The organism is Bacillus sp. EKM420B (assembly GCF_011065565.1).
GTDB classification, from domain to species: domain Bacteria; phylum Bacillota; class Bacilli; order Bacillales; family Bacillaceae; genus Bacillus; species Bacillus velezensis.
In genome coordinates this window covers 70596-90290 of sequence record NZ_JAAMNX010000004.1, presented here as the reverse complement: position 1 = coordinate 90290, position 19695 = coordinate 70596, and the positions used below count along the sequence as shown (strand labels likewise).

22 protein-coding genes are annotated in these 19695 nt (G+C 46.7%); 3 read left to right on the top strand and 19 right to left on the bottom strand.

Annotated elements, in window-relative coordinates; all coding sequences use genetic code 11:
• Positions 1-109: 109 nt before the first annotated feature.
• Positions 110-1687, top strand: coding sequence for a phosphoglycerate dehydrogenase (serA, locus tag G9F48_RS13430; RefSeq protein ID WP_003153401.1), 1578 nt, complete (start codon positions 110-112; stop codon positions 1685-1687).
• A 46-nt stretch (positions 1688-1733) separates the two neighbouring features.
• Here the strand turns inward: serA and G9F48_RS13425 are convergent, their stop codons facing one another.
• From G9F48_RS13425 to G9F48_RS13360, 14 genes are all read right to left on the bottom strand, one after another.
• Complete coding sequence (locus tag G9F48_RS13425; protein ID WP_077722536.1) at positions 1734-2795, bottom strand: sugar dehydratase; 1062 nt, start codon at positions 2793-2795, stop codon at positions 1734-1736.
• Positions 2770-3354, bottom strand: a complete 585-nt coding sequence (sigX, locus tag G9F48_RS13420) for an RNA polymerase sigma factor SigX (RefSeq protein ID WP_003153399.1) — start codon at positions 3352-3354, stop codon at positions 2770-2772. The genes G9F48_RS13425 and sigX overlap by 26 nt, the downstream gene beginning before the upstream one ends.
• Positions 3355-3544: 190 nt before the next feature.
• Positions 3545-5326, bottom strand: coding sequence for an ATP-binding protein (locus G9F48_RS13415; protein WP_156734855.1), 1782 nt, complete (start codon positions 5324-5326; stop codon positions 3545-3547).
• A complete protein-coding gene (resD, locus tag G9F48_RS13410; RefSeq protein ID WP_003153397.1) occupies positions 5323-6045 on the bottom strand; it encodes a DNA-binding response regulator ResD in 723 nt (240 codons plus the stop codon). The genes G9F48_RS13415 and resD overlap by 4 nt, the downstream gene beginning before the upstream one ends.
• 81 nt (positions 6046-6126) lie before the next feature.
• Positions 6127-7302 carry a c-type cytochrome biogenesis protein CcsB gene (ccsB, locus tag G9F48_RS13405; protein WP_165409620.1) on the bottom strand — a complete coding sequence of 392 codons (1176 nt, stop codon included), beginning with the start codon at positions 7300-7302 and terminating at the stop codon, positions 6127-6129.
• Positions 7303-7320: 18 nt separating this feature from the next.
• Positions 7321-8949, bottom strand: a complete 1629-nt coding sequence (resB, locus tag G9F48_RS13400) for a cytochrome c biogenesis protein ResB (RefSeq protein ID WP_165409619.1) — start codon at positions 8947-8949, stop codon at positions 7321-7323.
• Positions 8946-9485 (bottom strand): thiol-disulfide oxidoreductase ResA, encoded by a 540-nt coding sequence (gene resA / locus G9F48_RS13395; protein ID WP_165409618.1) that lies wholly within the window; start codon positions 9483-9485, stop codon positions 8946-8948. The genes resB and resA overlap by 4 nt, the downstream gene beginning before the upstream one ends.
• A gap of 84 nt (positions 9486-9569) precedes the next feature.
• Positions 9570-10304 carry a 23S rRNA pseudouridine(2605) synthase RluB gene (gene rluB, locus G9F48_RS13390; protein ID WP_015388055.1) on the bottom strand — a complete coding sequence of 245 codons (735 nt, stop codon included), beginning with the start codon at positions 10302-10304 and terminating at the stop codon, positions 9570-9572.
• Positions 10305-10397: 93 nt separating this feature from the next.
• Positions 10398-10934, bottom strand: coding sequence for a spore maturation protein (locus tag G9F48_RS13385; RefSeq protein WP_165409617.1), 537 nt, complete (start codon positions 10932-10934; stop codon positions 10398-10400).
• 4 nt (positions 10935-10938) lie between these two features.
• Positions 10939-11529 carry a nucleoside recognition domain-containing protein gene (locus tag G9F48_RS13380; protein ID WP_165409616.1) on the bottom strand — a complete coding sequence of 197 codons (591 nt, stop codon included), beginning with the start codon at positions 11527-11529 and terminating at the stop codon, positions 10939-10941.
• Positions 11517-12668: a D-alanyl-D-alanine carboxypeptidase family protein gene (locus tag G9F48_RS13375; protein ID WP_165409615.1), complete on the bottom strand. Its 1152-nt coding sequence runs from the start codon at positions 12666-12668 to the stop codon at positions 11517-11519. The genes G9F48_RS13380 and G9F48_RS13375 overlap by 13 nt, the downstream gene beginning before the upstream one ends.
• Before the next feature lie 112 nt (positions 12669-12780).
• On the bottom strand, positions 12781-13266 hold the full coding sequence (locus G9F48_RS13370) for a DUF3907 family protein (protein WP_003153380.1): 486 nt from the start codon (positions 13264-13266) through the stop codon (positions 12781-12783).
• 89 nt (positions 13267-13355) lie between these two features.
• On the bottom strand, positions 13356-13949 hold the full coding sequence (scpB, locus tag G9F48_RS13365) for an SMC-Scp complex subunit ScpB (protein WP_165409614.1): 594 nt from the start codon (positions 13947-13949) through the stop codon (positions 13356-13358).
• Complete coding sequence (locus G9F48_RS13360) at positions 13939-14694, bottom strand: segregation/condensation protein A (protein WP_061862345.1); 756 nt, start codon at positions 14692-14694, stop codon at positions 13939-13941. Before G9F48_RS13360 ends, scpB begins: the two co-directional genes overlap by 11 nt.
• A 207-nt stretch (positions 14695-14901) precedes the next feature.
• On the opposite strand from G9F48_RS13360, the gene G9F48_RS13355 reads away from it, so the two are divergent.
• Complete coding sequence (locus G9F48_RS13355; RefSeq protein WP_003153376.1) at positions 14902-14991, top strand: YjcZ family sporulation protein; 90 nt, start codon at positions 14902-14904, stop codon at positions 14989-14991.
• A gap of 87 nt (positions 14992-15078) precedes the next feature.
• Positions 15079-15600, top strand: a complete 522-nt coding sequence (locus G9F48_RS13350; RefSeq protein ID WP_156734850.1) for a DUF309 domain-containing protein — start codon at positions 15079-15081, stop codon at positions 15598-15600.
• Between the two features lie 65 nt (positions 15601-15665).
• Here G9F48_RS13350 and ribT read toward each other — a convergent pair whose 3' ends face one another.
• The 5 genes from ribT to ribD all read right to left on the bottom strand — a co-directional run bounded on the left by ribT (position 15666) and on the right by ribD (position 19607).
• Positions 15666-16040 (bottom strand): GNAT family N-acetyltransferase RibT, encoded by a 375-nt coding sequence (ribT, locus tag G9F48_RS13345; RefSeq protein ID WP_003153373.1) that lies wholly within the window; start codon positions 16038-16040, stop codon positions 15666-15668.
• A gap of 115 nt (positions 16041-16155) precedes the next feature.
• Positions 16156-16620: a 6,7-dimethyl-8-ribityllumazine synthase gene (gene ribH / locus G9F48_RS13340; protein WP_003153372.1), complete on the bottom strand. Its 465-nt coding sequence runs from the start codon at positions 16618-16620 to the stop codon at positions 16156-16158.
• 32 nt (positions 16621-16652) lie between these two features.
• The gene (locus tag G9F48_RS13335; protein ID WP_165409613.1) at positions 16653-17849 is read right to left on the bottom strand and encodes a bifunctional 3,4-dihydroxy-2-butanone-4-phosphate synthase/GTP cyclohydrolase II; all 1197 of its coding nucleotides are present in this window, start codon (positions 17847-17849) and stop codon (positions 16653-16655) included.
• A 14-nt stretch (positions 17850-17863) separates the two neighbouring features.
• Complete coding sequence (gene ribE / locus G9F48_RS13330) at positions 17864-18511, bottom strand: riboflavin synthase (RefSeq protein WP_165409612.1); 648 nt, start codon at positions 18509-18511, stop codon at positions 17864-17866.
• A complete protein-coding gene (gene ribD, locus G9F48_RS13325) occupies positions 18492-19607 on the bottom strand; it encodes a bifunctional diaminohydroxyphosphoribosylaminopyrimidine deaminase/5-amino-6-(5-phosphoribosylamino)uracil reductase RibD (RefSeq protein ID WP_077722542.1) in 1116 nt (371 codons plus the stop codon). Before ribD ends, ribE begins: the two co-directional genes overlap by 20 nt.
• Positions 19608-19695 lie beyond the last annotated feature (88 nt).

Here is a 19695-nt window from a genome sequence, read left to right as displayed (position 1 = left end):
ATTATTGGCTTCCTTTTCTCCTTTACTGCGTCAATACACATTGACACTCTATTGAGAATATGATAAATTATCAGATATTTAGTCAGCTAAACTAGGAGGAAATCTAACAATGTTTCGAGTTTTGGTCTCAGATAAGATGAGCAATGACGGCTTAAAGCCGCTGATGGAATCAGACTTTATAGAAATTGTTCAAAAAAACGTCGCGGATGCAGAAGATGAATTACATACCTTTGATGCCCTGTTAGTCCGCAGTGCCACAAAAGTAACCGAAGAATTGTTTAAAAAGATGACTTCTTTAAAAATCGTCGGCAGAGCCGGTGTCGGCGTAGACAACATCGACATTGATGAGGCCACAAAACATGGAGTTATCGTGATAAACGCGCCGAATGGAAACACCATTTCAACGGCAGAGCATACATTCGCGATGATTTCTTCATTAATGAGACACATCCCGCAAGCCAATATCTCAGTAAAATCAAGAGAATGGAACCGGACGGCTTTTGTCGGAGCGGAGCTCTACGGAAAGACTTTAGGCATTGTCGGTCTGGGCCGGATCGGAAGCGAGATTGCCCAGCGCGCCAGAGCGTTCGGTATGACGGTTCATGTATTCGATCCTTTCTTAACCGAAGAGAGAGCCGGCAAAATCGGCGTAAACAGCCGGACATTCGAAGAAGTGCTTGAAAGTGCGGATATCATTACCGTCCACACGCCTTTAACAAAGGAAACAAAGGGACTGCTTAACAGAGAAACCATTGCCAAAACGAAAAAAGGCGTCCGTCTTATCAACTGCGCAAGAGGCGGCATTATTGATGAAGCGGCGCTTTTGGAAGCGCTGGAAAGCGGCCATGTCGCAGGCGCTGCCCTTGACGTGTTTGAAGTGGAACCGCCAGTTGAATCAAAGCTTCCCGACCATCCGCTTGTGATCGCCACACCTCACTTAGGCGCTTCAACGAAAGAAGCACAGCTGAATGTCGCGGCACAGGTTTCTGAAGAAGTGCTGCAGTTTGCAAAAGGTCTGCCTGTCATGTCAGCGATCAACCTGCCTGCGATGACGAAAGATGAATTCAAAAAAATCCAGCCTTATCACCAAATTGCCGATAAAATCGGAAGTCTCGTATCACAATGTATGAAGGAACCCGTCAAAGATGTTGCGATTCAATATGAAGGCACCATCGCCAAACTTGAAACATCATTTATTACAAAAAGCCTGCTGTCCGGTTTCTTAAAACCGCGTGTAGACTCAACGGTCAATGAAGTGAACGCCGGCGGTGTAGCAAAAGAACGCGGTATCAGCTTCAGCGAGAAGATTTCCTCCAATGAATCAGGATATGATAACTGCATCAGCGTAAAAGTAACCGGAGACCGGAGCACATTTACGTTAACGGCTACGTATATCCCTCACTTCGGTGAACGAATCGTTGAACTGAACGGCTTTAATATTGACTTAAATCCTGCCGGCCACCTCGTTTATATCCAGCACCAGGATACGACTGGTGTAATCGGACGCGTCGGACGCATCCTCGGCGATAACGATATCAATATCGCTACCATGCAGGTAGGCCGTAAAGAAAAAGGCGGAGAAGCCATTATGATGCTTTCTTTTGATAAACATTTAGATGATAAAGTCGTCAATGAGCTGACTTCAGTTCAGGATATTGTTTCCGTTAAACTGATTGACCTTCCGTAACCAACAGAAAACCCAAAACATATGAATGTTTTGGGTTTTTTTACGTTTAATGGGTCGGAAGCGGATTAGGCGCGGCAGGCACAGCAATAGGTTTTGTCACATCATAATTACCGATTTTCTTTGCGTGTGCATGTGTGAACAGCACCTCAGAATAACCGAATTCCTTCGCGGTTAACAAAAGCCCTTCGATCATTAAAATGCCTTCCAGCGAATCTTCAACTTTATGTTTTTCGGACAATTGGATTCGCAGCTGCTCGCCGTCTTCCTTTTCCGATACCGATGCAATCGCATCTGCTTCTATAATGCTCGCGGTCTGTGAGCCTCCGTCTGTTGTCTTCATCCCGTCAATAGCCTGATATACTGAATAATAGGTTTGTTCAGACGGGATGAGATACTCTTGTCCCAGACTGTCGCTGTAAGAAAAATACGCCCGGTTTGTCTGTTTATGTACGGACATCTCAGCGGAAATGCCGTAAGATTTATAAAAATCCTGTCCGGCTCCGTTTTGAACCTTTTTCAATTTAATCCGCTCGTAAGGACTCCATGTCAAAGTCTCTTTCAGCATCTTTTTCAATAAGTCAGCATCGGCAGCTGATTCGATAGAAAGACGTCCGTTTACCTGCACAAGCAAATCCTTCTTATCCGCCGTTACCTGCACACCGTCCAAAAGGTTCGGCACAGAAAGGAAAGATTCGGGCACTTCTAAGTTTTCTGCATCAGATAATGCCTCTGAAACCGATTCGTCAGGCTTCTTTTTTTCAAAACTGACCGGAATGACGGCGGATGTATCTGAATCGGCAAACGCCAAAGTAATGTAATTGTTTTTGTTTTCGTTAGAAACGACAAACGTCTTCTGATCCGGCTTGACAGCAGCTGACTGACTGGCTTTTTCAGCTTGACCGCTGTCAGCTGTAAGATCACCGGCAGATTTGTTTGTCATCAGGTGAGGAGAAATAATCAGAGCGATGCACAATGCGCAGATGCCGGCTGCGGCGGGGCCGATCCAGCTTCGAGCCGGTTTTTTCCTGTACGGTTTACCCGTTTCAATATTCCGGTAAATGGCCTCGGGTGAACGATGATCTCTAACCGCCGGAAGTTGTCTTAACAACTCCTCTACTCTTTCTTCGTTCCAATATGACTTCATCATCCATTAGCTCCTCCCTCAAAAGCTCCATCTGTTTCCGAAGTATTTTGAGCCCTCTGTGTTGGGTCGTTTTGACTTTGCTTTCCGAGAAGCGGAGAGCGGCGGCTGTTTCCTGAATGGAATATCCCTGAATAAATCTCAAGATAATAACAGCTCTTTGATCAATGGTGCAATGATCAAGCGCGGTATAAATTTCCCGGACATTTTCATGCTGTACGGCGAGTTCGTCCGGAAGCAAATGCTGATCTCTGACATCTTGTGTATCCCAATCAAACGTACCCATAATACGCTGTCTGATCGTCTGCTGCTTGCGGAACCAGTCAATCGCCACATGGCGTGCGATGGACAACAGCCATGTTTTTTCACTGCTTCTTCCTTCAAATGTATGATAGGAATTCAAGACGCGGATATACACTTCCTGCGTCAAATCTTCAGCCTGCGACTTATCTTTTACCATATAAAATAAAAATTGATATAAATCTTGATGGTATGCATCGTATAATATCTGAAAGGTTTCTTCCATGGGAAACCCCTCCGTTCACTTTTTTGTCGTAAAAATGCGTTGAAAAGTTACATTACAACTATATTACGAGAAACTGGAATTTGGAAGGGAATTTATATTAACATATTCTTAAATTTTTAAAGGAGAAACAAACAAAAAACACCCGCAGAACATGCGGGTGTTTCGTATGGAACAAGATTGTTCGTCAATTTCAGACGTCATCCTGCACTTTTGTCGGAATATAAAATGTAAACGTCGTCCCTTTGTCGATGCTGCTGTGAACCGCAATTGATCCGCCGTGGGCTTCCACGATATTTTTTACGATGGCGAGTCCGAGTCCGGTCCCCGCCCTGCCTCTTGTTCTTGCTTTGTCCGCTTTATAAAAACGTTCAAAAATAAAAGGCAGATCCTCTTCCGGTATTCCCGAGCCGGAATCTTTGATATCGATTTTCAGTCCGTCTTTTACGGTATGAACCGCGATATGAACGTTTCCGCCTGACTCCGTATGGCGCAGCGCATTATCTATAAGGTTGGTAAACACCTGTTCCATTTTGTCTTCGTCAAAGACACACTCCGGCTGAGACACCGAGATGTCCTCTGTGAGCGAAACGCCTTTTTCCTTCGCTACCCCGGAAAATTTGCGGGAGATCTTCTCCAGAAATTCATGCAGGTTTACCGTTTCATAGCGCAGACCTGTATGTCCGGATTCCATTCTGGCCAAATCCAGCAAATCATTGACGAGCCGGCCCATGCGAAGAGATTCATCATAAATGATCTGCGCGATTTCTTTTTTCTCCTCTTCGGTGCTTGCAATGTCGTCCACTATTGCTTCACTGTATCCCTGCAGCATAGAAATCGGGGTTCTGAGCTCATGACTGACATTGGCAATGAAGTCTTCACGCAATTTATCCAGCCTGCGCTCTTCGGTCATATCACGGAGCACGGCCACGGCGCCGCGGACGTGTGATTCCGCATAAAGAGGCGACATCAATAAAACCCATGACCTTCCTTGAAGCGTCATTTCAATCATTTGCTCTTTTTCCGTGTTCACTGCATTTTGAAACAGCTCTTTTGCTTCAGGGGGAAGGTTGTCTCCTTCTTTAATGTTCATGTTCTGCTCATAATACCATGCCTGCAGAAAACGTTCGGCCGGCGGGTTGGTCACCAAAATGGTGCCGTCGATATTAATGGTGATGACCCCGTCTGCCATACTGCTTAAAATATTGGACAGCTGTTCTTTTTCCTGATTCAGCGCGTTAATATGGAAATTGAGCTGCCGTCCCATCTGATTAAAGGCAATGGCCAGTTCCCCGATTTCATCTTGGGTCAGAATCGGAATTTTTGTATCAAACTTTCCTTTCGCCAAGTCTTGGGCGCCTTCCCGCATTTTCCGAAGGGGATATGTCACCCTGCTGGATAAAAAGAACGCGAAAAACGTTGTCAAGACGATGGCAATGCCCGCCGCAAGAAAAATATAGCGTGTCGTATGTTTCGTCGTATCTTTGACGGCAAGCAGCGATTGGGATAAAAAGACCATGCCTTTTTTGCCGTCTTTTTCATAGGGCACTCCGACGATCAGCCGTTCGTTATCCGAACCGGCATTTTTGGGGACCGCGCGTTTGCTTACTTTATTGCGGTCTGTCAGCGCCTTGTGCAGATCCCGGTCATGTTTAATCTGCTCTAATGTAATAGAGGATAAATGATTATCGTCATTGGGCGAATACCAGACATGCTTATCATCCTGAATGATCGCGATGCTCGTTAAATTGTCCGCCAGTTCCCACGTGATGGATCTGGCAAGCGGCTGGTCTTCATGATTTTCTATTATGACCGCGATTTTATCGGCAAGCTGCGTTAAATCTTTTTCCGCTTCTTCAACGTGGTAATTTTCTATAAATTCCAGAAGCAGCACCGTTAAAATAAATAAAACAATTAACACGAGTGAAAGAATGGTAAACCAAAGCTTTCCTACTACGCTTTTCCAAAACTTCATTCAGCGCCTACCTCAAATTTGTATCCGACTCCCCAGACGGTGACGATTTTTTTCGCCGCTCCCGGGGACACTTTGTTTAATTTTTCACGGAGCCGTTTGACATGAGTGTCCACTGTTCTGAGGTCTCCGAAAAATTCATACTGCCACACTTCTTTTAAAAGCTTTTCCCTGTCGTACACTTTGTCCGGTGTTTTCGCCAGGAAGTACAGCAGTTCATATTCCTTCGGCGTCAGGCTCACCTCCGTGCCGTCCGCAGTCACCCTGTGAGCATCGTGATCAATGGATAGATGCGAAAAGACGAGCACATTTTTAGTCGGGGTATTGGCTGTCAGATAAGATGTTTGGGAAGCCCTTCTTAAAAGCGCCTTTACCCGAAGCACCACTTCTCTCGGGCTGAAAGGCTTGACGATATAATCGTCCGTACCCGCTTCAAATCCCTGGACGCGGTTGGCTTCTTCCCCTTTTGCCGTCAGCATGATAATCGGGGTCGCTTTTTTTTCTCTGAGCTGCCGGCATACTTCTATTCCGTCCGTTCCCGGCATCATTAAATCCAAGAGCACCAGATCATAATCTGATGCCAGCCCCATTTTAATGGCCTCGTCTCCGTTTTCCGCTTCTTCAATCACATAGTTTTCCCGTTCAAGGTACATTCTTAAAAGGCGTCGAATTCTGGCTTCATCATCTACTACTAATATTTTAGTTTCATTTGTTTGATCCATCGTTTTCCCCCTGCTTTCCTTCTGTTACTTTCATTTTAACAAACTGTGCGGCAGCTTGAGAACTGTATCGGCTTTTTGCATCTATGCGTACGAATGAAGTCCGGCAAGCACGAGATTCACAAAAATTAAGTTAAACATAATAATGGCGAAGCCGATGACGGCAAGCCACGCGGACTTTTCGCCATGCCAGCCTCTTGACAGCCGCAAGTGCAAATACGCTGCGTAGAATAGAAAAGTGATCAGCGCCCATACTTCCTTCGGGTCCCAGCCCCAAAAACGCGTCCATGCAAGCTGCGCCCAAATCATCGCAAACACAAGCGCGCCGAGTGTGAATACCGGAAAACCGATGGAAACAGCGCGGTAGCCGACTTCATCGACCAAGTCCAGATTCACATTTTTGACGAGCGGGCTTATAAGAGCGCTGATCCTCTTTCTGAATATCAGCCTGAGCGCCCCGTATAAAACGAGACCTGCGCCAAACGACCAGATCACCGTATTGACCTTTCTGCCTGAAAAAATGGCCGGAAGCTCAATAAGCGGCTTCATTGCGCCTTCCGTAAGCAGTTCTCCGTCATGCGGGCCGACAAGCGCAGGCATATCATATATCATCACGCTTTTAGCCTCTTTTTTATCCACCCAATTAAATTCTGCTTTGTAGTCCGCCAGCCGGAATGCCGACGTGACGGCGATAAATGCCACGGTCGTCACGAGTATAAACATGATGACTTCAAGCCAGAACGTTTTTTTGCCCGGTCTGGATTGGTCGACATGCTTTAACAGGAAAATGACGCCGGCTATAAAACTGATCGCAAGAATCGCCTGCCCGAGCGCCGCCGTCGTGACGTGAATGTACAGCCAATTGCTCTGCAGTGACGGAATAAGCGGCGTGATGTCTGTCGGAAACATGCTTGCATATGCGATAAGCAAAAGCGCGATAGACAATGTGAACATGCCTAATGAAGGCAGTCTGTAAATAAAGTAAATAATAATAAAAGCGAGAACAAGCATCATGCCGAATGACGTCGTAAATTCAAACATATTGCTGACAGGCGCATGTCCGCTTGCCGACCATCTCGCAATGAAATAGCCGAGATGACAAAGAAATCCGAAAATGGTTAACGTGATTCCGATAGCCGACCAGCGGCCCTTACCGTCCTTCGCACCTTTTGTTCCCCGGATGGCGCCGCCGAAAACCGGGACGGCAATTAAATAAATCAAAAAGGCAGCATAAAGAAAATTTGCGCTCAGCTCCGCCATGACACCACTCCTTTTTCACTAGGCCTGATTTTTGGCCAATTCTTTTTGATCGGCCGGCTCTTGAATCCCGGTCCCGCTAAGAACAAATTCGATATCCTTTTTCAGACCGAACCAGTTTTTGTTCGTATGTCCCGCCACAAGCACTTCATGATCACCTGTTTTGATCCAGATCCTTCTGTGCTGCCAGTACATCCCTTGAATGACGCCGATCATAAAGATCGCGCCGCCGACGGCAAGCACCCATAAGGTTAAGTCTTTTCTGACGGTGAGTCCTGTAATGTTTTTCGTTTCCACATGGTCGAATTTTAATTTGTACTTGTTACTTTCGGAACCTTCAACAGTCTGCTGAATCGCAACAAAACTTTTCTCCCCTTTCGGCTTGTCGGGAGCCGTGATTTTAAAGACAAAAGCCGGATTGTTAGGAACCTTCGTTTTCGTGCTCGGTTCTCCGTCCTTGTTAAAATAAAAATCAGGAAGATAACTGGCGATCTGCACTTTGTAACCGTTACCAAGATCGTAGTCCGTGTCGGGATCAAGAAGATTGATCTTCAGTTTGCCGAATGACTGTTTTGTTTTTTGGTCGATCAGCTGAAATACCATCTGATCGAGCTGGTTTTCTTTATAGTCCACCTGATACACAGAATAGGAGTCAAAGCGCAGCGGTTCATTGACGCGGATATTGTTTTCTTTGACTCTTTTAAGCTTCGGCTTTTCACCGAATACAATGTCGCCTTCCCTCTTGTACAAAACCGCATCCGTTGTGAAGGATTTGGCGACTTTGCCGTTTCCGGCTCTGTCAATGGCGTCGGCGAATACTTTTTTCTCAGTGTCTTTGTTATATGTCTGCATCGTGAACCGGTTGTTTTTTAAGTAATATTTGCCGTCAGTACCGGGGATCTGGGCGGTTTCGCCTTCACGGACCCAGAGCGTTTCATCAACATACATACCGGGTACAAATCTCAGCATGGCTCCGATCAGAAAAATGATCAGGCCGATGTGATTGACATAGGGCCCCCACCTTGAAAAACGGCCTTTTTCCGCCAGGATGCTTCCCTCTTGTTCTCGCACTCTATAATGCTTTTTTTTCAATCGTGTTCTGAGGCTATCAGCCGTATCCCCGCTCAGCTCGGTTTCTGTCCGGCTGTATAGACGCTGCCTCTTCAAAAAGACCGGATTCCGCCGAACTCCTTGATTTTTCAGCGCCCTGTACAAAGGAATCACCCGATCCAGGCTGCAGATGACCAGTGATATGCCAATGGATGCGATCAGGAGCATATACCACCATGAGCCGTACAGGTGATGAAACCCCAGCAAATAATACAGTTGGCCGATTATGCCGTACTGCTGTTCATAATATGTATCCGGCTGGGCGCCCGGCGGCAGATAAGCTTCCTGCGGAAAAACCGTGCCGAAAGCAGACGCCGCCAGAGTAATGACGATCAGCCATATTCCGACTTTTACGGAAGAAAAGAAGTTCCATACCTTATCTACGATTGTTTTGTTATATGTTTGCGAACGCCTTGCGCTGCCGTCGTACCGCATATCGGCAAGCGGCGATTTTTGATCATCAAGCGGCTTCCCGCACGACTCGCACAAAACCGTCCCGGCTGGATTCACGTGCCCGCATTCACATTTGACCTTTTTCATGAAGACGCCTCCGGCTTAATTAAATTCATATAGTCATGAACCATGCGTTCTGTCATCGTGCCGGTCACCACTTTCACGACTTTTCCGTCGGGATTGATCAAAAATGTCGTCGGAATAGGTGATACGCCGTACGCGTCCAGCACTTGCCGGTCAGTATCAAGCGCAACCGGGAAATTGACGCCGTATGTTTTCATAAAATTATGTACTGCAATTTTTGATTCGCCGACATTTACCGCAACCACCTCGACACCGCGGTCTTTAAAATGCTTGTATTGATTCTCCATGTAGGGAAATTCCTGCTTGCACGGCTCACACCACGTTCCCCAGAAATTCAGAAAAACACCTTTCCCTTTTAACTGACTCAGTTCTATGAGTCTGCCCTCTGTATCTTTCAGCGCGAAATTCGGGGCTTTGGACCCCTCAGATATACGCTCTCCGTTTGTGTAAACGGCATTATAGATGGTATATCCGAGCGCGCAGAGTAAGATGAGAAGGATGCCGGTCCGAATGAATAAACGCCGCCGTTTTTTGTTCATTGTACACTGCTCCCCTCCCCTGTCTGCAAATCCATTCAATTATATCATCTACACGTTTTGTAATTTTTGAAGGTTATGTGAAAATTAGAAAGCGTTTTTACCGTGTTCAGCTAAAGCCCGCAGCCTTTTCACCTCATGCGGCGTCAATTCTCTTGCGTCTCCTGTGCGCAGACCTCTTAAATCTAAAAATGCGTATTCTTCACGTTTGAGTTTCAGCACGTCATGACCGATCGCCTCAAACATGCGGCGGACCTGTCTGTTTCGGCCTTCATGAATCGTCAGCTGAATAATGCTCGTCTGCTTTCTTTTGTCCAGGGAAAGCATTTTCGCTCTGGCCGGCGCTGTCTTGCCTTCTTCAAGCTGAATGCCGCGCTCAAGCTTTCTCAGAAGTTCCTTGGAAGGAATCCCCTTCACTTTGGCGACGTACGTCTTATCAATTTCGTATTTCGGATGCATGAGTTTGTTGGCAAACTCGCCGTCATTTGTCAGCAATAAAAGTCCGCTCGTATCATAATCAAGTCTGCCGATCGGATAAATGCGCTGCGGCACTTCTTTGAAAAAGTCGGTCACCACTTTCCGCCCTTTGTCGTCATCAGCTGCTGAGATCACTCCTCTCGGTTTATAAAGCAGAAAGTACACGGGTTCTTCCCGCTCCACCTTTAATCCGTTTACTTCAATCTGATCAGAACCGGTCACTTTTACGCCGAGCTCTGTTATTACTTTTCCATTCACCTTTACTTTTCCTTCTTTTATCAGCTCTTCTGCCTTTCTGCGTGATGCCACGCCGGCATGAGCAATAACTTTTTGCAGTCTTTCCATGTCGTTCACCTCAAGTATAATCTTACTTTTTTCCCCTTGAACAAACAAGCTTTTTCAAGGAGAGTTATTCTGATATATAAAAAGCGCCTGATTTCAGGCGCTTCCAAATAATAACGTAACTATGATGATTGCTGCAACCACCCCGATCAGATCAGCAAGAAGACCAACCTTTAAAGCATCCCCCATTTTTTTTATGCCGACCGCCCCGAAATACACCGTCAGGACATACAGCGTCGTGTCAGTCGATCCCTGCATGACCGAGGCCAGTCTGCCGATAAATGAATCAGGCCCGTACACGGCGATCAGATCTGTCGTCATGCCGAGCGCCGCCGTCCCCGAAATCGGGCGGATCAGAGCAAGCGGCACGACTTCTGCGGGAATGCCGAGCGCTGTAAAGAAAGGCTTGCACAGCCCCATGACAAAATCCAGCGCGCCTGAGGCCCGGAATACGGTAATCGCCACCAGCATCCCGACCAAATACGGAATGATGGAAAACGCAATCTCAATTCCTTCTTTTCCGCCTTCAACGAATGATTCATACGTCGGCACTTTTTTGATCGTGCCGTATATCAATATACCGGCGATAATAATCGGAATCATGGCTAAAGACAGCCAATTCACCATTTCCATTCGCTTACCTCCCTTTTCTTTTGCGGCGGTACCAGAAGTAGCGGTCAATGAAAATCGCGCCGATTCCCGAAATTAAAGTCGCTAAGATGGTCGGCCCGACGATATCGGTCGGTGATTTCGCCGAATAAGCCATGCGCACGGCAATGACGGTTGTCGGTATCAATGTAATACTCGAAGTATTTACCGCCAAAAAGGTAATCATGGAACGGCTGGCCTCAGACTTACCTCCATTCAGCTTTTTCATCTGCTCCATGGCTTTAATGCCGAGCGGTGTCGCCGCATTTCCCAGTCCGAAAAAGTTTGCCATGAGATTTGATAAGATGTATCCCATCGCCGGATGATCAGGGGGAATATCGGGAAACAGCTTAGAGATAAACGGGCGGCACATTCTGCTGAATATATCCAAAAGGCCGGACTGCTCGGCTATTTTCATCAGGCCGAGCCAGAAGACGAGGACGCTCATTAATCCGAACGAGATCGTAACCGCTTCTTTCGCTCCTTTAAAAACGGCTTCATTCACATCCTGCAAGGTACCGTTAAACATCGCAAAGACAAGTCCGATTACAGTCAGCCATACCCAGATTAAATTGACCATGACGAACCGCCCGCCGCGCTCATAAACAGGCTCGTAAACGTCTCAATGAAATGCTTTTTCGGTTTTTTATGGCACTCGTTTTCATAATAGACGGGAATCTTGGCGATCACTTTCCCATCATGCATAACAGTCATCCGGCCGACGACATCAGGAATGAGAGATGCGTCCTTTTTCCAGGCTTTTTTCGGTTTTATTAAGGTTGTGCGGATTTTTACATCGTCGATTTCATCCTCTTTTAATAAATATTTGACATCCCGGGCAATAAAAGCGTGTTTTCCGTAAAACGTCTTTTTCAGCTTCGGGATGCCGCCTTTTTTAGCGACGACATAGGTTTTATAGTGCTCAAAGACATAATTAAACATATTCATATGGTCATCCCAGTCATCCGGATCATTTATGGTGACCGCGATGAGATCCGTTCCGTCTTTTGAAGCCGTCGAAACGAGCGTCCGTTTCGCGATTTTTGTGTAACCCGTTTTTCCGCCTGTGCTGTAACGGTAGAGCCCAGTCAGAAGCTTGTTTTTATTTTTCCATACCCGGTCCATCGTTTCCGCCTTATACACTTTTGTGCCTGAAACGGTCCGGTATTCCTTGATTTTCATCGCGTATTTAGTCAAAAGCGCCATGTCATACGCCGTAGAATATAAATTTTCATGGTCGTCCAGCCCGTGCGGATTTTGAAATTTTGTATTTTCCATCCCGATTTGCTCGGCTTTTTTGTTCATCATAAATACAAAACCGTCAAGGCTTCCGCCGACATATTCAGCTATTGCCGCAGCGGCGTCATTTCCTGATCTCAGCATAAGCCCGTAAACGAGATCTTTCAGCTTTACTTTTTGTCCCGGCTGAAGATAAATGGCTGAGCCTTCCGTTTTTACGGCATTCGGGGAAACCGTCACGGTCTCTTCCATCTTCCCTGATTCAATCGCCAGCACCGCCGTCATGATTTTCGTAATGCTTGCAATCCGCCGCTTATGATGTTCATCCTTGGCGAATAACACCCTGCCAGATGCTCCGTCGATAATAATCGCGCTTTTTGCGCTGACATGTATTTGGGCATGTGCCGTATTGCCGTCTGTAATGGAAAAAAGAATAACAAAAGTCAAAAGAAATACGGCAGCTTTTTTGAGAAAGCGCATGAATGCTCACGTCCTTGTTGTGGGTTTGTACAAGTTTATGCGCCTGTCCATGACTTATGAATACCAATTGCATCACTTTCACATAAAAAAACTCTCCCAAAAGGAAGAGTTTTTATCTGACTGATGCCATATTTGAGCCTGATGCTTCATATTGCGCCAATTCTTCCCGCATGCGCAGAAATTCACTGCTGAGCGAAAGCAGAAGGCTCCGCAGCGAGTCCGGCACTTGCTGGTAGAATTCAATCGCGCTTTGGCCTGTATAAGCGGCGCGGCTGTTTTCGTACCATGTATCCTTTTTCGGCATGAAAAACTCTTCCACGCACTGATGATACACTTTATACAGCGTTTTTTCCGCTCTCACCTCATGAAACGGCTCCTGCATTAAGAGCCGCCGGCAGGCTTCCTGGGCGCCTTCGCAAAAGACGGTCATCCTCCTCAGCACACTGAGCACGTCGCGGCAGTATGCCTCATCCGCCTCTCCTTGAGCCCGCATCTCCGGCAATGTTGTATGATTTAAATAGCTGCTGACCATCGTGACAACCTCGGCTAAAAATTCACCAGTTTCTTCAGTATGGGCCCTCACAATCGAATTTCCCATTTCCGTCCGTTTCCTTCCTCTCTTGTACGTCGTCATTTGCGTCATTCATCAATGGCCTTTCCCTACTATCGTATGATGAAAAACGGTTATTATTTAATATCCTCAAAAGTTTGGTTGAAGTTTTCAAAGAATAAATCGGCTTCCTCCTGGAGAACGTCTTCCTCCGCATTTTCAGGAAGCGGCGGGAGCTCATCCAATGTTTTTAAGCCGAATTGTTCAAGAAATACCGGTGTCGTGCCGTATAAAATCGCCCGGCCGGGACCGTCGGCGCGGCCCACCTCACACAGCAGCGCTTTTGACACGAGGCTGTGCAGAATCCGCTCAGACTTCACGCCCCGGATATCTTCAATTTCCGCCCGTGTGATCGGCTGCTTGTACGAAACGATCGCCAGCACTTCCAAAGAAGCCTGTGACAGCCCTTTTGACGGCACTTCGATTAGTTTTTTCAAATAAGGCACGAATTCTTTTTTCGTTCCAAGCATATACGTATCCGCATATTCGGTAAGCTCGATGCCTCTGTCGTCTTCCTTGTACTGAGCGGCCACTTCTTCCATGATTCCGGCCAGTTCCGCTTCTTCTATTTCAAGCACCGTCACCAATTGCTTTTTGGTCAGCCCTTCATCACCCGCCGCATACAGCAGGGCTTCCACAATCGCTTTCCAATTCACGATATCAAGCGCCATGAATGGATTCACTCCCCGTAATGTATATATCTGAAAAGTTTTCTTCCTGTTCAATGATAATCTGCTGATTTTTCATCAGTTCCAGGACTGCTAAAAACGTCACGACGAGATGGTCTTTTTGCCGAGAAGGAAAAAGCTCCGTGAAGTTTATTCTTCTCCCCGCCGTTTTTAAGCTTTTTACGATTTCGTTCATTCTGTCTTCAATCGGTATTTCCTGCCTAGTAATGGTCGTTTCTTTCGGCCGCGTGATTTTTTTACGCTGAAGCACCTTTTGAAACGCGCCGATCATGTCATAAACGGTCACCGACAGTTTATGCTCGGTCTGTTTGATTTCTTTTGCATACTCACTTAAATCACTCGGCGGCTTTGTAAATGACTTTTGTCTTTCTTCTTCCCGCTCTTTTAAATCCTTCGCAGCGGTTTTATACTTTCTATACTCAATCAGCTTTTCAATCAGCTCGTCCCGAGGGTCTTCTTCTTCAAGCATTTCGTCTTCAAACAGTTCTTCCTCTTGTTTCGGAAGCAGCATTCTGCTTTTAATGCTGAGAAGCGTCGCCGCCATGACCAGATATTCACTGGCGACATCAAGTTCAAGCTCTTGCATTGTATGTACATATAATAAATATTGTTCAGTAATGGTTGCCACGGGTATGTCGTATATGTCGATTTCAAGACGGTTAATCAGATGAAGCAGCAGGTCCAATGGGCCTTCAAACGTATCAATTTTCACTTGATATTCTACCATTATCTCACCATTTTCAGTATCACTCTCATTGCCGGAAAAACTGGCTACCCTTTAGTATAATCCACCGAAATGCTCTCGTCCAATACTTTTATACACGTCCTCCGTTATTTAGAAAATACTGAAAAAGAAGATATACGCCTATACCTTTAAAGGCGGATGCACATATGATAGCCGTGTAAACTTGAAACAAAGGGAGGCTGATTTCACATGAGCGGAGCTTGTTTCGGCGGAGGTTTTGCATTAATTGTCGTTCTGTTTATTTTGCTCGTTGTCGTAGGAGCATCTTACATCTGCTAGTTCCTCAGGCTTCAGACACCAAGCCGCTCTTTTTTCCTTTTCATAGCGCTGTGGTACACTGGTTTTAGCATAAAAGGAGGAAGCGGCTTGTATCCTAAAGCTTATATCGGCTTTTTGGCCGAATTTCACGCATCAAGAGATTATTTTGAGTGTCATGAACTGTTAGAGGAATATTGGAAAGAAAGCCCGGCTGAAAAGCGGAGCATTCATTGGGTCGGCCTGATTCAGCTTGCCGTCGCTCTGTATCACCAGCGCAGGGGAAATGAAGCCGGGGCGAAACGGCTGATTGCCAACAGCTTACGTATTCTCCGGTCTGAAAAGCAGGCGGTCTGTTCTCTCGGGCTCAGCCATCCGAAGCTGATTGAGCTGATAGAAACGCTGTCAGACGATATAGAAGCGGGCCTGCCTTACAGAAGTGTTATGCTTCCGATTACAGATGAAGCCCTGAAAGAAGCATGTCTTGCCGAATGCCGCCAAAAGGGTTATACATGGGGGCAAGACGGCGTATCAGATACCTTTCTTATTCATAAACACCGCCTGCGGGACAGGACGGATGTCATTAAGGAACGCGAACGGGAAATTGAGAGAAGAAAAAAAAGCAGAGGCTGACGGTCAGCCCTGCTTTTTCTATATCAAAACAGCTCCCGAAACCGTGAAGATTCCGGGAGCATTTGTCAGTTATTATATGAGATATCCTGATCTTTTTGATGTTGACAGCGTTCAAAAAAGCTTTGCGTTAATTCATTCGGAACGAGTGCCTCCGTTTTGAACAGACGTTTTAAGGCGTCCATCATTTGCTTTCCGATTCCTTGATGGCGGTGAGAAGGATTCACGCTGATATGCCGGATTTCAACCTCTGAGTCCTTTTTTTCGACTCCGATCGCTCCGACGATATCTTCATCCTCTTTCCAAAGAAAGAGCTGGCGGCCAGTATCCGTTTCATAGTCCTTTATTGTCTGCTGAAGCTGCTTGAGATCTTTTTCATTCGGCATAAATGACAGAAGACCCATCGCAATCTTTTCAAACGATTTTTTATAACGAATTAACATAAAAACCCCTCTATATCCAAAATGTCCATTCATGTCCTATCAAACGGATACATAAGGCGATCCGTTTTCTCACATTATATCATTTTCGCCGCGGTTTTAAACGCTTTTCAACAAATTATTCAAATGAGCGGTTTAAATTTGCCATTTCAATGGCAGATACTGCGCAATCCGCTCCCTTATTTCCGGCTTTTGTTCCGGCTCGTTCGATGGCCTGCTCAATGGTTTCAGTCGTCACGATGCCGAAGATAACCGGGACGCCCGTCGCCGTTCCCGCCTGGGCGATGCCTTTTGCCGCTTCATTGCAGACATAGTCATAATGCGTTGTCGCTCCTCTGATAACCGTGCCGAGCGTAATGACGGCATCGTATTTTTTCGTTTCCGCCATTTTCTTTGCCGCAAACGGGATTTCAAACGCTCCCGGCACCCAAGCGACGTCAATGTCGTTTGATTCTACACCGTGGCGAAGCAGCGTGTCTTCCGCTCCGCTTAACAGCTTGCTCGTTATAAATTCATTAAATCTGCCGACGACGATTCCGATTTTAAGTCCTGTTCCTACTAGGTTTCCTTGTATGATATTCATATGTTATCCATCCTTTTTTGTGAGATTTGTTTTTAGAAATGGAGCAGATGTCCAAGTTTTTTCATTTTGGTCTGTAAATACTGTTTGTTATGCTCACTCGCTTCCATTTGAAGCGGCACCCGTTCTGAAATGCTGAGACCGTATCCTTCGAGGCCGGCGATTTTCCGGGGGTTATTGGTTAAAAGTTTCATATCCTGAACCCCTAAGTCGCGGAGAATCTGGGCGCCGATGCCGTAGTTGCGCAGATCAGGCAGAAAGCCGAGCGCTTCGTTCGCTTCAACCGTGTCGTACCCTTGTTCCTGCAATCGGTACGCCTTCAGCTTATTGATTAAACCGATTCCTCTGCCTTCCTGGCGCAAATACAATAGAACGCCGCGGCCTTCTTCAGCAATTTGCGCAAGCGCGGCATGAAGCTGAGGTCCGCAATCACAGCGATGGGATGCAAACACATCGCCCGTCAGGCATTCTGAGTGCACTCTGACAAGAACGGGTTCGCTGTTAAACGGAACTTCCCCCATGACAAAGGCGAGATGTTCTTTTCCGTCAACCTCGTTTGTATATCCGTAAACTCTAAACGTGCCGAAGTCAGTCGGCAGCGTAATATCAACTTCTCTGTTCACAAGTGTCGTAATGTTGTAACGGTACTCTATTAAGTCTTTAATCGTAATCATTTTCAGCTGGTGGCGTTCGGCGATTTCAGCTAACTCCGGCACTCTGGCCATTGTGCCGTCTTCATTCATAATTTCACAAATGACGCCCGCTCCCTGAGATCCGCAGGTTTTTGCAAGGTCAACGGCTGCTTCCGTATGGCCGGCCCGCTTCAGGACGCCTCCTTTTTTTGCGATTAAGGGGAAAATGTGGCCCGGACGCTGAAAATCGTCAGACACAGATTCCTCGTTCAACAGCGCCTGAATCGTAAAAGAACGTTCTTGAGCGCTGATGCCTGTTTTTGTCAGCCTGTGGTCAATACTGACCGTAAACGCGGTCTCATGTGAGTCCGTATTATGATCGACCATCGGGTGAAGATCCAGCCGGCCGGCGATGTCTTCAGACAGCGGCGTGCAGATCAGGCCTCTCCCATGGGTCGCCATAAAATTCACCACTTCAGGCGTGGCATGCTCAGCCAGCGCTACGAAATCTCCTTCGTTTTCTCTGTCTTCATCATCGACAACAATGATGACTTCACCTTTTTTCAGCGCCTCTAACGCCTCTTCTATCGTATGAAACATATCGATCTTCCTTTCTAAAAGCCGTTCTCGCTTAAAAAGGCTTCCGTGATAGTTTGATTGCTTTTCGTTTGTTCTGTTTTGTGCAAAAAGCGGTATAAGTATTTGCCGATCATGTCACACTCAATATTTACGGTCGATCCGACTGTTTTCGTGTGAAAAATCGTTTCTGAGATGGTATGCGGAATGATGGATACCGTCACGCTTTCGTCTGATAGACCGAAAATCGTCAGGCTCACGCCGTCTACCGTAATTGAACCTTTCAATACGAGCGTTTTTGTCAATTCCGGCGAAAGTTTTAAATCGTAATAGACCGCGTTGCTTTTTTTCTCGATCCGCGTAATTTCCGCCGTTCCGTCCACATGCCCTGATACAAAGTGGCCGCCGAACCGTCCGTTGGCGGACATCGCTCTTTCCAGGTTTACTTTACTGCCTTTTGACAAGCCGTTCAGCGAAGTGACTTTCACTGTTTCCGGCATAACATCAACCGTAAATTGATTGTCAGAAAATCCGGTTACGGTCAGGCAGATGCCGTTTACCGCAATGCTGTCGCCAAGTTTCACATCACTTGTCACTTTTGAAGCGGTGATGGTTAATGCCATGGAAAGGCCTGTCTTTTTGATTGCTTGGATCGTGCCTGTTTCTTCAACGATTCCTGTAAACATCGTCACCATCCTTTCCATCTTTAGGTATGGCCGTCAGTTTTATATCCGGCCCGATTTGGGTGATTTGTGTGAATTGCAAATGTGGGACATCTTTCATTGATTGAAAACCTTCACCGGAGATCAAGCTGGGAGCAAGCGTTCCTCCGATTAATTTAGGGGCGAAATAGAAATGAAGCTCTTGGAAACAGCCTTCCTTGACAAAACTTCCGTGTACGGATGCTCCGCCTTCCACATAAACGGACATTATGCCGTTTTCAGCGAGAATACTGAGCACCTCAGGGATGTGAATGCGGTCTGTTTCCAGCGGAAAAACTTTTATTCCGAGTGCGGTCAGCCGGTCTTTCTTTTGCACGTCTGCACCTTTGGCCGTAAATATCCATGTCGGCGCAGCGCCGTCAGTGAGCACATTTGCCGTTTCAGGAATGGTCAGCTTTGTATCGAGAATCACTCTGACCGGCTGCTTCACCGCATCAGGAAGCCTGCAGGTCAGGCTCGGATTATCGGCTTTGACTGTGCCTGCTCCGACAAGAATGCTTTGGTGCGATTTCCTGTATTGCTGGGCATCAAGCCTTGCCGCCTCTGATGTAATCCATTTGCTTTCACCGGTTTCGGTCGCTGTTTTCCCGTCAAGGCTCGCGGCCGCTTTCAAGGTGACATACGGAAGTCCGGTCCGCATGAAGTGAAGAAACATTTTATTCAGCTCTTCTGCCTGCTGTCTGAGAAGTCCGGTTTTCACTTCGATGCCCGCTGCTTCCAGCATTCCGATGCCTTTTCCGGCTACAAGCGGATTCGGATCTTTCACAGCAATGAACACCCTTTTTATCCCCGACTTTATTATCAGTTCGGCGCATGGCGGTGTTTTTCCGTAATGGCTGCAAGGCTCCAGCGTCACATACAAATCGGCGCCTTTTGCGTGTCTGCCGGCCATATTAATCGCGTGAACCTCGGCATGCGCTTCTCCGTATTGCAAATGGGCGCCCATTCCGACGATCTGTCCGTTTTTGACGACGACAGCGCCTACAAGAGGATTGGACTGTGTCTGTCCTTCACCGCGTCTGGCAAGTTCTATTGCCGTATTCATATAATATTCATCCATCGTTATCCCTCCCTTCTTCCACGCAATTTGGCGTCAAAAAAGCCCCGAATGTTTACACAGTTCGGGGCTTTGCCAGTTTTAATCCATA